Raw genomic sequence first — 14,265 nt, forward strand, 5'->3', positions numbered from 1 at the left:
GAATCAGCCCCTGTTGGCCAAGCTTTCGGGAATCGGGAGGTTGCTCGCCAGTTGTGGCTTGCTTCTGCGGCCCTGGCGCCAGGCCTTGAGCTGCAGGATGTAGGTCAGCACGTGAGCCACCGCGGTATAGAGCGGTGCCGGTATCTGCTGGTTGACCTGGGTGGTGAAGTAAATGGCGCGAGCCAGTGGCGGTGCTTCCACCACTTCGAGGTCATGCTTGGCTGCCATCTGCTTCATGTACAACGCGGTCTCGTCGACACCCTTGGCCAGCACGAACGGTGCCTGGGCCTTCTTCGGGTCGTACTTCAGCGCCACGGCGAAGTGCACCGGGTTGACGATGACCACGTCGGCATTCTTGATCACCTTGCTGATCTGTCGTTGCAGCATCTGCCGCTGCAGCTGCTTGATGCGCGCCTTGACCTCGGGGCGGCCTTCTTGGTTCTTGTGCTCCTCCTTGCGCTCCTGCTTGGTCATGCGCATTTTCTTGAGGAAGAAGAAGCGCTGCAGTGGAATGTCGATGAAGGAGAACACCACGAAGATCAGCAGCAGGATCAGGGTGAGGTCGAACATCAGGTTCAGCGCACTGGCGATGGCTTCGAGCACGCTGCTGCGCTGCAGGGCGATCAGATCGGGTAGGGCCGAGCGCACCAGGAAGTAGCCGGCGCCGAGCAGTACCACGACCTTGAGGATCGACTTGAGCAGTTCGCTCCAGTTCTGTGCGGAAAAGATGCGCCCGATTCCGGTGATGGGATTGAGCTTGCTCAGCTTGGGGCTGAAGTTCTTCGAGGAGAACACCCAGCCACCGGGAATCAGTGACAGCACCACCACCAGCACCGAGGTCAGCAGCAGTGGCGCCAGCAATTTGATGAACACCAGCATGTTGTAGCCGAGCAGGGTGTCGAGGTCGTCCAGGCCGATTTCGCTGTGGCCGAACTGAATGTAGGACAGGCGGAAGCTGTCGTTCAGGCCTTCCAGGAACAGCCCGGCGCTGTACTTGAGGATGAACAGCGTGGCGAGCAGCGAAATGGTGGTCGACAGATCCTTCGAGCGTGCGACCTGGCCATCGTCCTTGCTCTTCTTGAGCTTGTGCGCAGAGGCCTCTTCGGTCTTTTCCTGGGCGCTGTTCTGCTCAGACATTCTGGCCCTCCCGCAGGATCACACCGATGCCGTTGAGCAGGTCGCGCGTCAGGCGCAGGTAGCTCTCCGGTAGATCCGGAAGGGTCAGATAAACGCACAGCAGGCCCATGAGAATGCTGATGGGGAAGCCCAGGGAGAACAGGTTCATCGCTGGTGAAATGCGGTTGAGCAGGCCAAAGCAGAACTGCACCAGGGTCAGGCAGAACACCACGGGCAGGGTGACTAGCACGGCGGCGGCCAGTACCCAGGCGAAGGCATGGACGAAGCTTTCCGCGCCGACGTAATGCAGGCCACTGCCGACTGGCCAGAACAGGAAGCTCTGATACAGCACGCTGACGGTGACCAGATGGCCGTCGATGGCGAAGAACATCAACGCCAGCAGGATGAAGTACAGCTGATAGAGGATCGACGACGAGGAGACGCCGTTCACCGGGTCGTTGTAGCGCGCCATGCTCATGCCCATCTGCGTCGAGATCACCTCGCCGACCAGCATGAATATGGTGAACACCAGCTGCAGGGTGAGCCCCAGCAGTACGCCGAAGGCCACCTGTTCGAGTGCGGTGAGCAGGCCCTTGAGCGACAGTGGATCGATCTCCGGCATGTCCGGCAGGGCTGCGCCGAGGGCGATGGTCAGCGCCAGGGCGAGCAGGATGCGCACCCGCACCGACACCGCGCGGTGGTTGAACAGTGGCGCCATGCTGAACAGTGCGAGGATGCGACAGAACGGCCACCAGTAGACCTGCAGGCTGGCAAGGTAGCGGGTGGCGTCAAACAGCGGCTCGGGCATAGGGTCAACCCACCAGGTGCCCGGCCTGCCGGAAGGTCTCGATGAACAGGTCGCTGAGCGTGCGCAGAATCCAGTGGCCGGCGAAGATCAGCATGCCCAGGGTGATCAGCAGGCGCGGCAGGAAGCTGAGCATCTGCTCGTTGATCTGCGTGGCGGCCTGGAAGATGCTCACCAGCAAGCCACCGAGCAGGCTCGGCACCACCAGCACGCAAACGATGATGCCGGTGACGTAGACAGCATGGGCCACCAGCTCGGCGGCGTGTTCGGGCGTGAGCATCGCGAAGGCCTCGCTAATACGGCTGGATACTGGTGGTGAGGGTGCCGACCAGCAGTGTCCAGCCGTCCACCAGCACGAACACCATCAGCTTGAACGGCAGCGAGATCATCATCGGCGACAGCATCATCATGCCCATCGCCATCAGCACGCTGGCCACCACCAGGTCGATCACCAAGAACGGCACGAAGATCATGAAGCCGAGCTGGAAGGCGGTCTTCAGCTCACTGAGCACGAAGGCCGGCAGCAGCAGGGAGAAGTCCAGCTTGGCCAGATCGTCAGGCATCTCCTCGCCGGCCAGGGTGACCATGGTCTCCAGCGAGTTCTTGCTGGTCTGCGCGAGCATGAACTGGCTGATGATGCGCTTGCCCTCGCCGAGGCCCTGTTCGAGGCTGATCTGATCCGCTTCGAACGGCACGTAGGCCTGGGTATAGAGCTCCTGCCAGACCGGGCGCATCACCAGCAGGGTGAGGCACAGGGCAATGCCGATGAGGATCGGGTTGGGCGGGCTCTGCTGCAGGCCGATGGCCTGGCGCAGGATGGCCAGCACGATGATGAAGCGGGTGAAGCAGGTCATCATCATCAACATGGCCGGGAGAAAGCCCAGCAGGGTCATCATCAGCAGAATCTGCAGTTTGACGCTGAGGGTCTGGCCGTCTTCGGTGTCGTTGAAGTTGAACAGGGTGATGTCGCCGCCAGCCGCCTGGGCCAGCAGCGGACAGCACAGCGCCGCCAGCAGCAGGGCCGTGTGCAGCAGGCGGCGCAGGGTCATGCGCCGATTCCGCTGAGGCCGGTGCCGGACAGCTCGACGATGCGCAGGCCGTAGTTGCCGTTCATCACCACCACCTCGGCCTTGGCGAACAGGGCGCCGTTGACCTTCACGTCCAGCGGCTCGCCGGCCAGCTTGTCGAGCACGATCACGCTGCCGGAATCGACGTCCATCAGTTCCTTGAGGGATATCTCGGTGGAGGCGACTTCCAGGGTGACGTTGACCGGAATCTTGCCGAAGAAGCTCAGATCCTGATGCGGTTGCGCCATGGGTGCTTCGCTGATCACCGACTCGCTCAGCGGTTCATCGCTGGAAAGACCGGCATCGTTGATCAGGCTGTCGAAATCGTTATCGGAAATGGAGCTGCTCATGGGGTCTTCACGCTCTCTAGAGATGTCAGAAACAGGGAGCCTTCTTCTTCGAAGATGACGCCGCGAAACAGCTTCTGCTGGTTGATCTGCACGTCGCAGCGCTCCGTCAGGCGCATGCTGAGGATGTCGCCGGGACGCAGGGCGAGCACCTGCGACAGCGGCATCTGCAAACTGGCGACCACACAGTCCAGGCGCACCGGAAGCTGGCGGATCTGATTCAGCGAACTGCCGACTGGCGTGCTGGGCGGTGGGCTGGTCAGGCGGCTGGTCAGCTCATCGACCAGTTGCGTATCCAGGTAGATGAAGATCGAGGCCTGGCTACCGGTGATGTGGCTGGTGAAATGGAATTCGGCCACGTACTCCCAGACCGCCTCGTCATAGGCGTTGTCATGTGGTTCCAGCTTGCCGAAGGTGCTGCCGGCGAGAATCGAGCGGGCGAACAGCTGAGTGACGTCCACTCCCAGGCGGTTGCGCATGCGTTGTTCTGAGGTGCTGATCGGTGGCGCTTCGTGGTTCGGCAGGCAAGTACCGCCGTAGTAGCACTCGAGTGCTTCGGTCAGCAGCGAGCGATCCATGGAAAAACCGACCTTGCCGAATGGCGAGCGATAGACGCATTCGGCTTCCTGCTGCACCTGTTCGTGTACATCGACCTTGAGCAACTCGAGATTGATTCGGTAGTTGCGCAGAAAGTAGTCGCTGATGATTCGCGGGTACTTGTTGGAGAGCTCGCGAATGTAGTGCGGAATCTTGTGGTAATGCCGGCCAAGTTTCTGCGGTTTCAACCGGGTCAGACTGTCGGCGGGCACGCCATGATGGACTTTTTTAATGCCAGTCATGTTGTGGGCTGTATTCCTGGTTGTAACTGCACGGGCGCCGCAGTGGAGCTGGCGGACGTTGCAGGCGACTTGAAAGATGCCGACGGGCCGCTGTGAGAGAAGACGGCCATGGCGCCAAGAAAGCATCCCGGCGCAGCGCTGCAGGCCAGTGATGACGAGGGGGAGTCTAGGGGGCGAGGGGGCGGGAAATTAAATCAATAGATATCAAATGCTGTTTTTGATAGCGGCTGGCTAGCATTGATAGCAATTAACGCTAAGTAATTCGGCGGAATTCTGTGCGCTTGTTAACGTTCGCGGCGTGATCCATCGCAACTATATGAAGCACGCATTCGATCACCGCCGTATTGACTGACAAGGGCGACGGAAAGTTTCAAAAGATTAAGGGGCCGAGTGAAAAAAATCTGTCATCTAGTTGGCAGTTTGAAACTCCGGATCGATTAGGCCAGCTGGCAGATAAAGACAACGGATGATTTACCTTGAAGCATTCAACTCAAACGGTAAGTTACGCCTGCAATGCACTGTTCACTGAGCAGTGCGGGCAGCGCCATATTGTCGTGGTCGGTCAGGCCGATGCGGCCAGCGAGCGCCTGCTCACCGGTGGGCTGCAGCGCCAGGGTTTCCAGGTGCAACGCTTTGCCAGTTGCCTGGAGCTCGATCCCGCCGTGCTGACCGACGCCAGCCTGGTGCTGGTGTTCGTCAGCAGCCTGGCCGGCAACACCCTTTATGCGCAGGTCGGCGCCATTCTGCGTCAGGCCGGTCGTGCAGGTGTGGTGCCGGTGGTGGAGTACGCCGATCAGGAGAAGGCCGCCGCTCTGCTCGAGCTGGGTTGCGTCGATTATCTGCTGGCACCGTTCAGCGAAGCCCAGCTCAGCGCCCTGCTGCGCCGCCAGGAATCGGCCAGTACCGGCGAGGAAGCCTTCGTGTCCTGCTCGCAGGCCGGGCGTCGCCTGTTGGCCATGGCTCAGCGCGTGGCCATGACCCGTGCACCGATCCTGATTACCGGCGAAACGGGGACTGGCAAGGAGCTGATGGCGCGCTACATCCATCGGTTTTCCGCCCAGGACGACGCGCCTTTTATCGCGGTGAACTGCGCGGCGATTCCCGAGCAGATGCTCGAGTCCATCCTTTTCGGCCACGAGAAGGGCGCCTTCACCGGTGCCGTCAATGCCCAACCGGGCAAGTTCGAACTGGCCAACGGCGGCACGCTGCTGCTCGATGAAATCGGTGAGTTGCCGCTGGGGCTGCAGGCCAAGCTGTTGCGGGTGCTGCAGGAGCAGTGCGTCGAGCGCCTGGGCGGCCGCAAGGAGATCGCCCTGGACGTGCGCATCATCGCCGCCACCAACCGCGACCTGCAGCAGGAAGTGGCCGAGGGCCGCTTCCGTGCCGACCTGATGTTTCGTCTCGACGTGCTGCCACTGCACATCAGTCCACTGCGTGAACGCAAGGATGACGTACTGCCGCTGGCGCGTCGTTTCATCCGCCAGTACGCCGCGCAGGACGCCCGCCACGAACTGCTCACCGAGGATGCCTGCCGCGCGCTGCTGGCTTACGACTGGCCGGGCAATGTGCGCGAGCTGGAGAACTGCCTGCAACGTGCGCTGATTCTGCGCAACGGCCTGTATATCCAGGCGCAGGATCTGGGCCTGGCGTTGCCACAGGGAGTCCCTGTCGAGGTGGTGCCGCGCTTGCAGCCGCAAGTCCTCGAGGGTGGCAAGGCGGCTCTGCGCGCCAGTGGGAAGTGGGCCGAGTACCAGCACGTGATCGACACCATCCGCCGTTTCGGCGGGCACAAGACCAGGGCAGCCGAGAGCCTGGGGATGACCCCTCGCGCATTGCGCTACCGACTCAACGCCATGCGCGAGCAGGGCGTGCAGATTCCCGTCTAAGAACCGGCCAGGAGCCATAGCGATGAACTCGATCACCCAGGTGCAGCAGGATCTGCTGGGCCGCATGGAACAACTCAAGGGTTTGAGCGACGCGACCGTGATCAAGCCGGCGCAGGCGTTCGCCGCGCAACCTGGCGAGGCCGGTTTCGCCAGCGCCTTCAACGACGTGGTGCGTGCGGTCGATACCCAGCAACACAGCTCGAGTGCCGCGATGGCCGCGGTGGACAGCGGGCAGAGCGACGACCTGGTCGGCGCGATGATCGAGAGCCAGAAGGCCAGTGTCTCGTTCAGCGCCCTGCTGCAGGTACGCAACAAGCTGGCCTCGGCCTTCGACGACATCATGAAGATGCCGCTGTAAGCGGATCGGGGGCCTGACGCGTGCTGCAGACCATAAGAAGCAAACTGCCCACTGGCGGGCTGAAACTCGATCCACGCATGACCCTGATCGGTCTCGCGGTGATCGCTGCCTTGCTGGCGGTTGGCGTGGTGTTCTATCTCTGGCGGGATCAGGGCTCTTTCCGTCCGCTGTACGGCACTGGCGAGGCCTATCCGGCTGCCGAGGTGATGCAGGTGCTCGATGGTGATGCCATCGCCTATCGCCTGCATCCGCAAAGTGGTCAGGTGCTGGTACGCGACGATCAGCTTGGCCGCGCGCGCATGTTGCTGGCGGCCAAGGGCGTGCAGGTCAAGGTGCCGGCCGGCTACGAGCTGTTCGACAAGGACGAGCCGTTGGGCACCAGTCAGTTCGTCCAGGATGTGCGCCTCAAGCGCAGCCTGGAGGGCGAGTTGGCGCGCACGGTGATGGCACTCAAAGGCGTCGAGGGCGCCCGCGTGCACCTGGCGCTGCAGGAAAGCAGCTCGTTCGTGGTGGGCAAACGAGAGCCGGGCAAGGCTTCGGTGATGTTGCAACTGGCGCCCGGCTACAAGATGGCGCCGGAGCAGGTCAGCGCCATCGTCAACCTGGTGGCCGGTAGTGTGCCGCAGCTGGATGCGAGCAACGTACAGGTGGTCGACCAGTATGGCGCGTTGCTGTCTCGTGGCCTCGATGCCTGGGGCGGGCCCGCGCAGAACTGGCAGGTGGTCGACGATTATCAGAACAAGGCCGCGGCCAATGCCGAGGCCGTACTGGCGCCGATCCTTGGCGGTGGCAATTACCGCATCAGCGTGTCCGCCGATATCGATTTCAGCCAGAAGGAAGAGACCTTCCAGGCGTACGGCGAGAGCCCGCGCCTGCGCAACGAAGTGCTGCGTGACGAGAGCGTGCTCGACCAGCTCGCCCTGGGTGTGCCGGGTTCGCTGGCCAACCGTCCTCCTGCGCCGGCTCCTACCCCGCCACCGGCCGGCCAGGCCCAGGCAGGCGCTCAGGCGGACAACGCCAACCAGGCGGCGACCTCGCTGCGCAAGGAATCCAACCGCCAGCTGGATTACGACCAGAGCATCACCCACGTCAAGCATGCGCCTTTCAGCCTGCGTCAGCAGAGCATCGCAGTGGTACTCAATGCGGCCGTGGCACCGGAGGGCGGCTGGACGCCCGAAGCGCGTGCCGAGATGGAGGCGATGATCAAGAGTGCGGTGGGCTTCAACCAGGCGCGTGGTGATCTGCTGACGCTTAGCGTGTTTCCGTTCACTGCCGATGGCCTGGCCGAGGCCGGCGGCGATCTGCTGCCCTGGTGGGAAAACCCCAAGGTGCATGACCTGGCCAAGCTCGCGGTGTTCGCCCTGATCAGCCTGCTGCTGCTGTTGATGGTGGTACGCCCGGCGATTCGCAGCCTGAGTCAGCGTAGTCAGCCGACGCCGCCGCCAGCAGAGGGCGATGCGCAACTTGCGTTGCACGCCGAGCGTGCCGCCGAGCGCCTGCTGGCGCGGGTCGGGGACGATCATCCGGGGGCCACGGTGCTCGGCGAACTGAGTCCGCTGTCGGAAATCCGCCTACCGGCGCCAGGCTCGGGCCTGGAACTACAGATCGAACACCTGCAGATGCTGGCCAAGAACGATCCCGAGCGCGTCTCGGAAGTCATCAAGCAATGGATAGGGCGCAATGAACGAGACCTCAACCCAGCCTGACGGCCGTGGCGGCTCCACCGCCAAGGAAATGCGCATGCGCGTGCAGAAGCGCTCGCTGAGCTCGTCCGAGCAGGCTGCCATTCTGATGCTGAGCATGGGCGACGAGATTTCCGCTGGGGTGCTCAAGCACTTCTCGCGCGAGGAAATCGTCTCCATCAGTCAGGCGATGGCGCGTCTGTCCAACGTCAAGCAGCCAATGGTCTCCGACGTCATCGGTCGCTTCTTCGAGGACTACAAGGAGCAGAGCAGCATCAAGGGCGCCTCGCGCGGCTACCTCGACGGCATGCTCAGCAAGGCGCTGGGCGGTGAAATCACCCGTTCGCTGCTCGACAGCATCTACGGCGAGGAAATTCGCGCCAAGATGGCCAAGATGGAATGGCTCGATCCTAAGCAGTTCGCTGCGCTGATCGCCAAGGAGCACGCGCAGATGCAGGCGGTGTTCCTCGCCTTCCTGCCGCCGGGCATGGCCAGTGAGGTGCTCGAGTGCATGCCGGCCGAGCGCCAGGATGAGCTGCTCTACCGCATCGCCAACCTCAGCGAGGTCAACAGCGACGTCATCTCCGAACTGGAGCAGTTGATCGAACGCAGCCTGGCGGTGCTCAGCACCCAGGGCTCGCAGGTACGTGGGGTGAAGCAGGCGGCGGACATCATGAACCGCTTCAAGGGCGACCGAAACCAGATGTTCGAGCTGCTGCGCGCGCACGACGATCAACTGGTCGAGCGCATCGAAGATGAAATGTACGACTTCTTCATCCTCTCGCGGCAGAACCAGGACGTGCTGCAGAGCCTGCTCGAAGCCATCCCGCTGGAAGAATGGGTGGTCGCCCTCAAGGGGGCTGAGCCCGAGCTGGTGCGTGCTATCCAGAGCGCCATGCCGAAGCGTCAGGCGCAGCAGATGGAGTCGATCAACCGGCGCCAGGGCCCGGTGCCGCTGAGCCGCATCGAGCAGGTGCGCAAGGACATCATGGCGGTGGTACGCGAGATGTCGGCCAACGGTGAATTGCAGGTACAGCTGTTCCGCGAACAGACGGTGGAATGACATGACGACCAAGCTGCTCAAGGGTGATGCCCGGCAATGGCGCGCCTACCGCTTCCCGCCTCGTAGCATGCCGGCCGGCACGGACTGGAGCGCCGACCCGGCCGGATTGCAGCGGGCCATGGCCGATGGCTTCCAGCAAGGCATCGAGAAGGGCTATCAGGACGGTCTGTTGCAGGGCGAGGAAGCTGGGCGCCAGGCTGGCTTCGACCAGGGCCGTGGTGAAGGCCTGCGCCAGGGCCGCGAGGAAGGCCGCAGCGAAGGACGCCGTGAGTTCGAGCTGGCCGCGCAGCCGTTGCAGCAGATCAGCGAGCGCGTCGAGCAGTACCTGGGCGAGCTGGAGCACAAGCGCCGCCAGGAGCTGCTGGAGCTGGTGAAGAAGGTCTCGCAGCAGGTCATCCGCTGTGAGCTGACGCTGCACCCCACGCAACTGCTGGCGCTGGTCGAGGAGGCGCTGACCAGCATGCCGGGCGAGCCGGATGACGTGCAGGTGTTGCTCAGCCCCGAGGAATACGCACGTATCAAGGCGGTGGCACCGGAGCGCGCCGCCAACTGGAGACTGGTGGCCGACGAGCGCCTGGCGTTGGGCGAATGCCGGGTGATCACGCCGCAGGCCGAGGCCGATGTCGGTTGCCAGCAGCGTCTCGACGCCTGCATCGACACCCTGGCCGAACACCTGCATCTGACCGAGGCCTGAGCCTGAATGCTGGATTACAAACTCGACGAAGCGCTGCGCTCACTGGATGGCGTGCAACTGGCCAAGGTGGCCGGGCGTCTGGTGCGGGTGTCCGGCATGCTCCTGGAAAGCCTCGGCTGCCAGCGCAGCACCGGCCAGCGCTGTCGTGTCGAGCAGGCCGATGGCAGTCTGCTCGATGCCCAGGTCGTCGGCTTCAATCGTGATATCACCTACCTGATGCCATTCAAGAAGCCGGTGGGCCTGGCGGCCGGCTCTCGGGTATTTCCCGCCAAGGACGAGGCGGTGCTGCAGATCGACGAGTCCTGGCTGGGGCGTGTGGTCAATGGCCTTGGCGAGCCGCTGGATGAGCGCGGCAAGCTGTCCGGTCGCGATCCGCTGCCGGTCGAGCTGCCCACGGTAAACCCGCTCAAGCGCCGCCCGGTCGAGGCAGCGCTGGACGTCGGTGTACGCGCCATCAATGGCCTGCTGACCCTCGGTAAGGGCCAGCGCGTCGGCCTGTTCGCCGGAAGCGGAGTGGGCAAGAGCGTGCTGCTGGGGATGATCACCCGGCAGACCAAGGCCGACGTGGTGGTGGTCGGGCTGATCGGCGAGCGGGGCCGCGAAGTGCAGGAATTCATCCTTCACTCGCTCGGCGAAGAAGGGCTGCGCAAGGCCGTGGTGGTGGTGGCGCCGGCCAACGAATCGCCGCTGATGCGCCTGAAGGCCACCGAGTTGTGTCACAGCATCGCCGCCTATTTCCGTGACCAGGGCCAGGACGTGCTGCTGCTGGTCGATTCGCTGACCCGCTACGCCATGGCCCAGCGTGAGATCGCCCTGGCACTGGGCGAGCCGCCGGCCACCAAGGGCTACCCGCCCTCGGTGTTCGGCATGCTGCCGGAGTTGGTGGAAAGTGCTGGCAACGGCGAAAGCGGCAGTGGCAGCCTCAGCGCGATCTACACCGTGCTGGCCGAGGGCGATGACCATCAGGATCCCATCGTCGATTGCGCGCGTGCCATCCTCGATGGCCATATCGTGTTGTCGCGGCGCCTGGCCGATGTCGGCCACTACCCGGCCATCGATATCTCTGCGTCGGTCAGCCGCTGCATGAGCCAGGTCGGTGAGGCCTCGCACCTGGCCGCTGGTCGCCAGTTCAAGGAGTTCTACAGCACTTTCGAGAAGATCAAGGAACTGATCCCGCTGGGCGGCTATACGCCGGGCATGGACGCCAAGACTGACCGCGCCGTGCAACTGGCGCCCAGCCTCGAACGCTTCCTGCGCCAGGAGGTCGGTGCCAGCGCCGAGCTCGGTGCCAGCATCGCCACCCTGCAGAGCATCATCAAATGAAAGAGCAGATAGAAGTCCTCGGTCGTCTGGCCAGCCTGCGCGGCAACCGGGTGCAGCAGATGCTCGGCCGGGTCAGTTACCAGCAGAACCTGTGTCAGCGTTATCGCAACAACATCGCCGGGCTCAGCCGCCTGTGCGGTTTCACCGTGCCGATGACCACACCGCTGCAGCGCGACAATCAGCAGCGCTACAAGGCCACGCTGTACAAGATGGTGGAATTGCAGCGTCGCGAGCTGGCGCTGGCTGAGGAAAACCTGGCGCGGATTCAGCGCGAACTACTGGCGGCGATGCGTAGCGAGAAGGTCATCACCCAGTTTCTCGAGGGCAAGATGGGTGAATGGCAGGAGCTGCTTGCCCGTCAGGAGCAGAAGATTCAGGATGGCCTGGCCGCACAGGCCTGGTGGCGAGCGCAGGTGGGCTAGGCAGCTAACGCCAGTCCGTTGGATCTCAGGAGATGGATATTTAGGGTGCGCCGTGCGCAGCGAAATCCTGGCGCGGGTAGCAGCGGTGCGCACGGCGCACCCTGCAAATCGGCAGTTTGGCCAGGCGGCAGGTTTTTTCCGCATGGGATTTAAGTACTGGCCTGGGGCGGTCGCTTATTGGCCATAACACCACGAGTTGGATTCGAATCATGGAAATCAGCAGGCATCTCAAGCCCAGCCTCAACCTGCCCAGCGACGCCCCGGCGCCGGTACAGAGTGCGCGTCCGCAGCCGCATGCCGGCACTGCGCGTAGCGCCGCCAGCGACGAACCGCGTCTGGAGCAACTGCAGTCGACCCTGCGCAGCCTGCCCGAAGTCGACCTGGACAAGGTCGCGACGCTCAAGGCTGCGTTGGCCCGTGGCGAGTTGATCAGCGATCCGCAGGCCCTGGCCGGCAGCATGCTGACCTACCACAGCGGAAGCGATGCGTGACCACGGCACGTGAGCAACAGCTGCTCCAGGTGATCGAACAGGATTTGCAGCAGGACTGCGCCGGCTACCTGGCGCTGCGTGGTTTCATGCAGGAGTTGTATCAGCAGTTGCTACGCCGCGACAGCCAGCAGATCGACCTGCTCAACGAGCAGATCGTGCCACTGGTCGACCAGGCCCGCGTTCGCGCCGAACGGCGCAGCAAGGTGCTGGCGGCCTTTCAGCTGGGAAGTGGCCACAGCGCCATGGAAAAACTGCTACAGCGCTTCCCCCAGGCCCAGCGTGATCATCTCCAGCTTACCTGGCAGCAGCTCGGTCAGTTGGCCGGTCAGTGCAAGCGCCTCAACGAGCGCAACGGCAAACTGCTGGCCATGCATCACGAGATTCTCGAGCAATTGCTCGGCGAGCCAGGCTCTGCCCAGCTCTACGCCCCGCAGCCGTACTGACCCGCCGGGTGCCCTGATCCAATCCAGCGGTTGCGCCGTGCTAGACTCGCGCGCTTTCGATCTGTGGTGATTTCTGCCGTGCCCCACGCTGCTCTCGCTCATCCACCCCGCTGGCTGACCTGTGCCCAGTTGCATCCGCAACCGGCTGCCGATGTGCGCGAGTGGTTGTTCAACGAGGATTCGTTGACCCGTCGATTGACCGCACTGTCCCATGACGGTTTTTCCGTCACCCCGCTGGTCGAGGGCTGGCAGCGCCTGCGCAGTGACGAGTGCGCCGCGCTCGGTGTTGCCGATGGCAGCCAGGGCTGGGTGCGCGAGGTGTACCTGCGTGGGCATGACCAGCCCTGGGTATTCGCCCGTAGCGTCGCCGCGCGCAGTGCGTTGGAGGGCTCCGGGTTGAACCTGGCGGAGCTGGGTAGTCGTTCGCTGGGCGAGTTGTTGTTCAGCGACCGCGCTTTCGACCGTGGTGAGCTGCAGGTCTGTCGTTATCCTGCCGCCTGGCTGCCGGCCGAGGTACGTGAAGAGCGCCTGTGGGGCCGCCGTTCCTGCTTCAGCCGTGGCGCCCTCGGCGTACTGGTGGCCGAGGTATTTCTGCCGGCCTTCTGGCTGGCGGCAGGCACCGAGGCCTAGAGTTCGCTACTCAGGCTATACCTGTTGTCTGTTGGGCCTATGGTGTACTGCTTCGCAAGTACGCCATAGGCGCTGAACCGCCTGCGGCGGTGAGCATCGCCGCTAAAGCGCCTCCCACACCCGCTTCCTCGTATAATCCGCGCAACCTGCACGGAGACGCTTCGATGTACACCCGCCTGCTGCAATCGACCACCCGCCTGCACCCTCGCGCCTGGGATTTCATCCAGCTGATGCGGCTGGACAAACCCATCGGTATCTACCTGCTGCTCTGGCCGACGTTGTGGGCGCTGTGGGTGGCCGCCGAAGGTGTGCCGAGTGTGAAAAACCTGTTCATCTTCGTCGTTGGCGTGATCCTGATGCGCGCCGCCGGTTGCGTGATCAACGACTACGCCGACCGCAACTTCGACGGTCACGTCAGCCGTACCCAGTTGCGCCCGCTGGCCAGTGGCAAGGTCAAGCCGCGCGAGGCGCTGGTGCTGTTCGCCGTGCTGGTGGCGATGAGCTTCGTGCTGGTGTTGTTCACCAACGCCACCACCGTCTGGCTGTCGTTCGGCGGCCTGGCCCTGGCCGCCTGCTACCCCTTCATGAAGCGCTACACCTTCTACCCACAGGTGGTGCTCGGGGCGGCATTCTCCTGGGGCATGCCGATGGCCTTTACCGCCGAAACCGGCAGCCTGCCACCTGAAGCCTGGCTGCTGTACATCGCCAACCTGCTGTGGACGGTGGCCTACGATACCTACTACGCCATGGCTGATCGTGAGGACGACCTGAAGATCGGGGTGAAATCCACCGCCATCCTCTTTGGCGATGCCGACCGCCTGATCATCGCCATCCTGCAGGGCCTGACGTTGCTGTGCCTGCTGCTGGCTGGCGCGCGCTTCGAGCTGGGGCTGTACTTCAACCTCGGCCTGCTGGTCGCGGCGGCCTGTTTCGCCTGGGAGTTCCACGTGACCCGCCGGCGCGAGCCGATGGTGTGCTTCAACGCCTTCCTGCATAACCACTGGGCGGGATTGGCGATATTCGTCGGCATCGTGCTGGATTACGCCCTGGCTGCTTGATCGCTGCCGCGCGCCTGTCATATCGCTGCAATAATTCCGTT

17 protein-coding genes are annotated in these 14,265 nt (G+C 63.4%); 11 read left to right on the forward strand and 6 right to left on the reverse strand.

Going from position 1 to position 14,265, the window contains the following annotated elements; all coding sequences use genetic code 11:
• Window positions 1–3: 3 nt before the first annotated feature.
• From flhB to C7A17_RS11580, 6 genes are read right to left on the reverse strand one after another with little or no spacing between them, the layout of a single operon-like run.
• Complete coding sequence (gene flhB / locus C7A17_RS11555; RefSeq protein ID WP_106738169.1) at window positions 4–1,137, reverse strand: flagellar biosynthesis protein FlhB; 1,134 nt, start codon at window positions 1,135–1,137, stop codon at window positions 4–6.
• Window positions 1,130–1,924 (reverse strand): flagellar biosynthetic protein FliR, encoded by a 795-nt coding sequence (gene fliR, locus C7A17_RS11560; protein ID WP_106738170.1) that lies wholly within the window; start codon window positions 1,922–1,924, stop codon window positions 1,130–1,132. Before fliR ends, flhB begins: the two co-directional genes overlap by 8 nt.
• Window positions 1,925–1,928: 4 nt before the next feature.
• Complete coding sequence (locus C7A17_RS11565) at window positions 1,929–2,201, reverse strand: flagellar biosynthetic protein FliQ (protein ID WP_106738171.1); 273 nt, start codon at window positions 2,199–2,201, stop codon at window positions 1,929–1,931.
• A gap of 13 nt (window positions 2,202–2,214) precedes the next feature.
• A complete protein-coding gene (gene fliP, locus C7A17_RS11570; protein ID WP_106738172.1) occupies window positions 2,215–2,970 on the reverse strand; it encodes a flagellar type III secretion system pore protein FliP in 756 nt (251 codons plus the stop codon).
• Window positions 2,967–3,338 (reverse strand): flagellar motor switch protein FliN, encoded by a 372-nt coding sequence (gene fliN, locus C7A17_RS11575; protein WP_106738173.1) that lies wholly within the window; start codon window positions 3,336–3,338, stop codon window positions 2,967–2,969. The genes fliP and fliN overlap by 4 nt, the downstream gene beginning before the upstream one ends.
• The gene (locus tag C7A17_RS11580) at window positions 3,335–4,174 is read right to left on the reverse strand and encodes a FliM/FliN family flagellar motor switch protein (RefSeq protein ID WP_106738174.1); all 840 of its coding nucleotides are present in this window, start codon (window positions 4,172–4,174) and stop codon (window positions 3,335–3,337) included. The genes fliN and C7A17_RS11580 overlap by 4 nt, the downstream gene beginning before the upstream one ends.
• Before the next feature lie 476 nt (window positions 4,175–4,650).
• On the opposite strand from C7A17_RS11580, the gene C7A17_RS11585 reads away from it, so the two are divergent.
• From C7A17_RS11585 to ubiA, 11 genes are all read left to right on the forward strand, one after another.
• Window positions 4,651–6,060: a sigma-54 dependent transcriptional regulator gene (locus C7A17_RS11585; RefSeq protein ID WP_106738175.1), complete on the forward strand. Its 1,410-nt coding sequence runs from the start codon at window positions 4,651–4,653 to the stop codon at window positions 6,058–6,060.
• A gap of 22 nt (window positions 6,061–6,082) precedes the next feature.
• Window positions 6,083–6,418, forward strand: a complete 336-nt coding sequence (gene fliE, locus C7A17_RS11590; protein WP_106738176.1) for a flagellar hook-basal body complex protein FliE — start codon at window positions 6,083–6,085, stop codon at window positions 6,416–6,418.
• A gap of 20 nt (window positions 6,419–6,438) precedes the next feature.
• Window positions 6,439–8,124: a flagellar basal-body MS-ring/collar protein FliF gene (fliF, locus tag C7A17_RS11595; RefSeq protein WP_106738177.1), complete on the forward strand. Its 1,686-nt coding sequence runs from the start codon at window positions 6,439–6,441 to the stop codon at window positions 8,122–8,124.
• Window positions 8,099–9,163: a FliG C-terminal domain-containing protein gene (locus C7A17_RS11600; protein WP_106738178.1), complete on the forward strand. Its 1,065-nt coding sequence runs from the start codon at window positions 8,099–8,101 to the stop codon at window positions 9,161–9,163. The genes fliF and C7A17_RS11600 overlap by 26 nt, the downstream gene beginning before the upstream one ends.
• A 1-nt stretch (window position 9,164) precedes the next feature.
• Entirely contained in the window at window positions 9,165–9,857 is a 693-nt protein-coding gene (gene fliH, locus C7A17_RS11605; RefSeq protein ID WP_106738179.1) for a flagellar assembly protein FliH, read from the forward strand.
• 6 nt (window positions 9,858–9,863) lie between these two features.
• Window positions 9,864–11,180, forward strand: coding sequence for a flagellar protein export ATPase FliI (fliI, locus tag C7A17_RS11610; RefSeq protein ID WP_106738180.1), 1,317 nt, complete (start codon window positions 9,864–9,866; stop codon window positions 11,178–11,180).
• A complete protein-coding gene (locus C7A17_RS11615) occupies window positions 11,177–11,602 on the forward strand; it encodes a flagellar FliJ family protein (RefSeq protein WP_106738181.1) in 426 nt (141 codons plus the stop codon). The genes fliI and C7A17_RS11615 overlap by 4 nt, the downstream gene beginning before the upstream one ends.
• Window positions 11,603–11,811: 209 nt before the next feature.
• A complete protein-coding gene (gene flgM, locus C7A17_RS11620; RefSeq protein ID WP_106738182.1) occupies window positions 11,812–12,093 on the forward strand; it encodes a flagellar biosynthesis anti-sigma factor FlgM in 282 nt (93 codons plus the stop codon).
• Window positions 12,090–12,536, forward strand: coding sequence for a flagellar export chaperone FlgN (gene flgN, locus C7A17_RS11625; protein ID WP_106738183.1), 447 nt, complete (start codon window positions 12,090–12,092; stop codon window positions 12,534–12,536). The genes flgM and flgN overlap by 4 nt, the downstream gene beginning before the upstream one ends.
• A gap of 78 nt (window positions 12,537–12,614) precedes the next feature.
• Window positions 12,615–13,166, forward strand: a complete 552-nt coding sequence (locus C7A17_RS11630) for a chorismate--pyruvate lyase family protein (protein WP_106742880.1) — start codon at window positions 12,615–12,617, stop codon at window positions 13,164–13,166.
• Window positions 13,167–13,330: 164 nt separating this feature from the next.
• On the forward strand, window positions 13,331–14,224 hold the full coding sequence (gene ubiA / locus C7A17_RS11635; protein ID WP_106738184.1) for a 4-hydroxybenzoate octaprenyltransferase: 894 nt from the start codon (window positions 13,331–13,333) through the stop codon (window positions 14,222–14,224).
• The last annotated feature ends 41 nt before the right edge of the window (window positions 14,225–14,265 follow it).

Source organism: Pseudomonas mendocina (assembly GCF_003008615.1).
In the GTDB taxonomy this organism is placed as follows: domain Bacteria; phylum Pseudomonadota; class Gammaproteobacteria; order Pseudomonadales; family Pseudomonadaceae; genus Aquipseudomonas; species Aquipseudomonas mendocina_C.

Excerpts from the sequence above, each read along its gene's own strand:
- C7A17_RS11580 (WP_106738174.1), bottom strand. The coding sequence starts at position 4,174 with ATGACTGGCATTAAAAAAGTCCATCATGGCGTGCCCGCCGACAGTCTG.
- fliI (WP_106738180.1), top strand. The coding sequence starts at position 9,864 with ATGCTGGATTACAAACTCGACGAAGCGCTGCGCTCACTGGATGGCGTG.
- fliN (WP_106738173.1), bottom strand. The coding sequence starts at position 3,338 with ATGAGCAGCTCCATTTCCGATAACGATTTCGACAGCCTGATCAACGAT.
- ubiA (WP_106738184.1), top strand. The coding sequence starts at position 13,331 with ATGTACACCCGCCTGCTGCAATCGACCACCCGCCTGCACCCTCGCGCC.
- C7A17_RS11565 (WP_106738171.1), bottom strand. The coding sequence starts at position 2,201 with ATGCTCACGCCCGAACACGCCGCCGAGCTGGTGGCCCATGCTGTCTAC.
- fliE (WP_106738176.1), top strand. The coding sequence starts at position 6,083 with ATGAACTCGATCACCCAGGTGCAGCAGGATCTGCTGGGCCGCATGGAA.
- C7A17_RS11615 (WP_106738181.1), top strand. The coding sequence starts at position 11,177 with ATGAAAGAGCAGATAGAAGTCCTCGGTCGTCTGGCCAGCCTGCGCGGC.
- fliP (WP_106738172.1), bottom strand. The coding sequence starts at position 2,970 with ATGACCCTGCGCCGCCTGCTGCACACGGCCCTGCTGCTGGCGGCGCTG.
- C7A17_RS11600 (WP_106738178.1), top strand. The coding sequence starts at position 8,099 with ATGAACGAGACCTCAACCCAGCCTGACGGCCGTGGCGGCTCCACCGCC.
- fliH (WP_106738179.1), top strand. The coding sequence starts at position 9,165 with ATGACGACCAAGCTGCTCAAGGGTGATGCCCGGCAATGGCGCGCCTAC.
- flgM (WP_106738182.1), top strand. The coding sequence starts at position 11,812 with ATGGAAATCAGCAGGCATCTCAAGCCCAGCCTCAACCTGCCCAGCGAC.
- fliR (WP_106738170.1), bottom strand. The coding sequence starts at position 1,924 with ATGCCCGAGCCGCTGTTTGACGCCACCCGCTACCTTGCCAGCCTGCAG.
- flhB (WP_106738169.1), bottom strand. The coding sequence starts at position 1,137 with ATGTCTGAGCAGAACAGCGCCCAGGAAAAGACCGAAGAGGCCTCTGCG.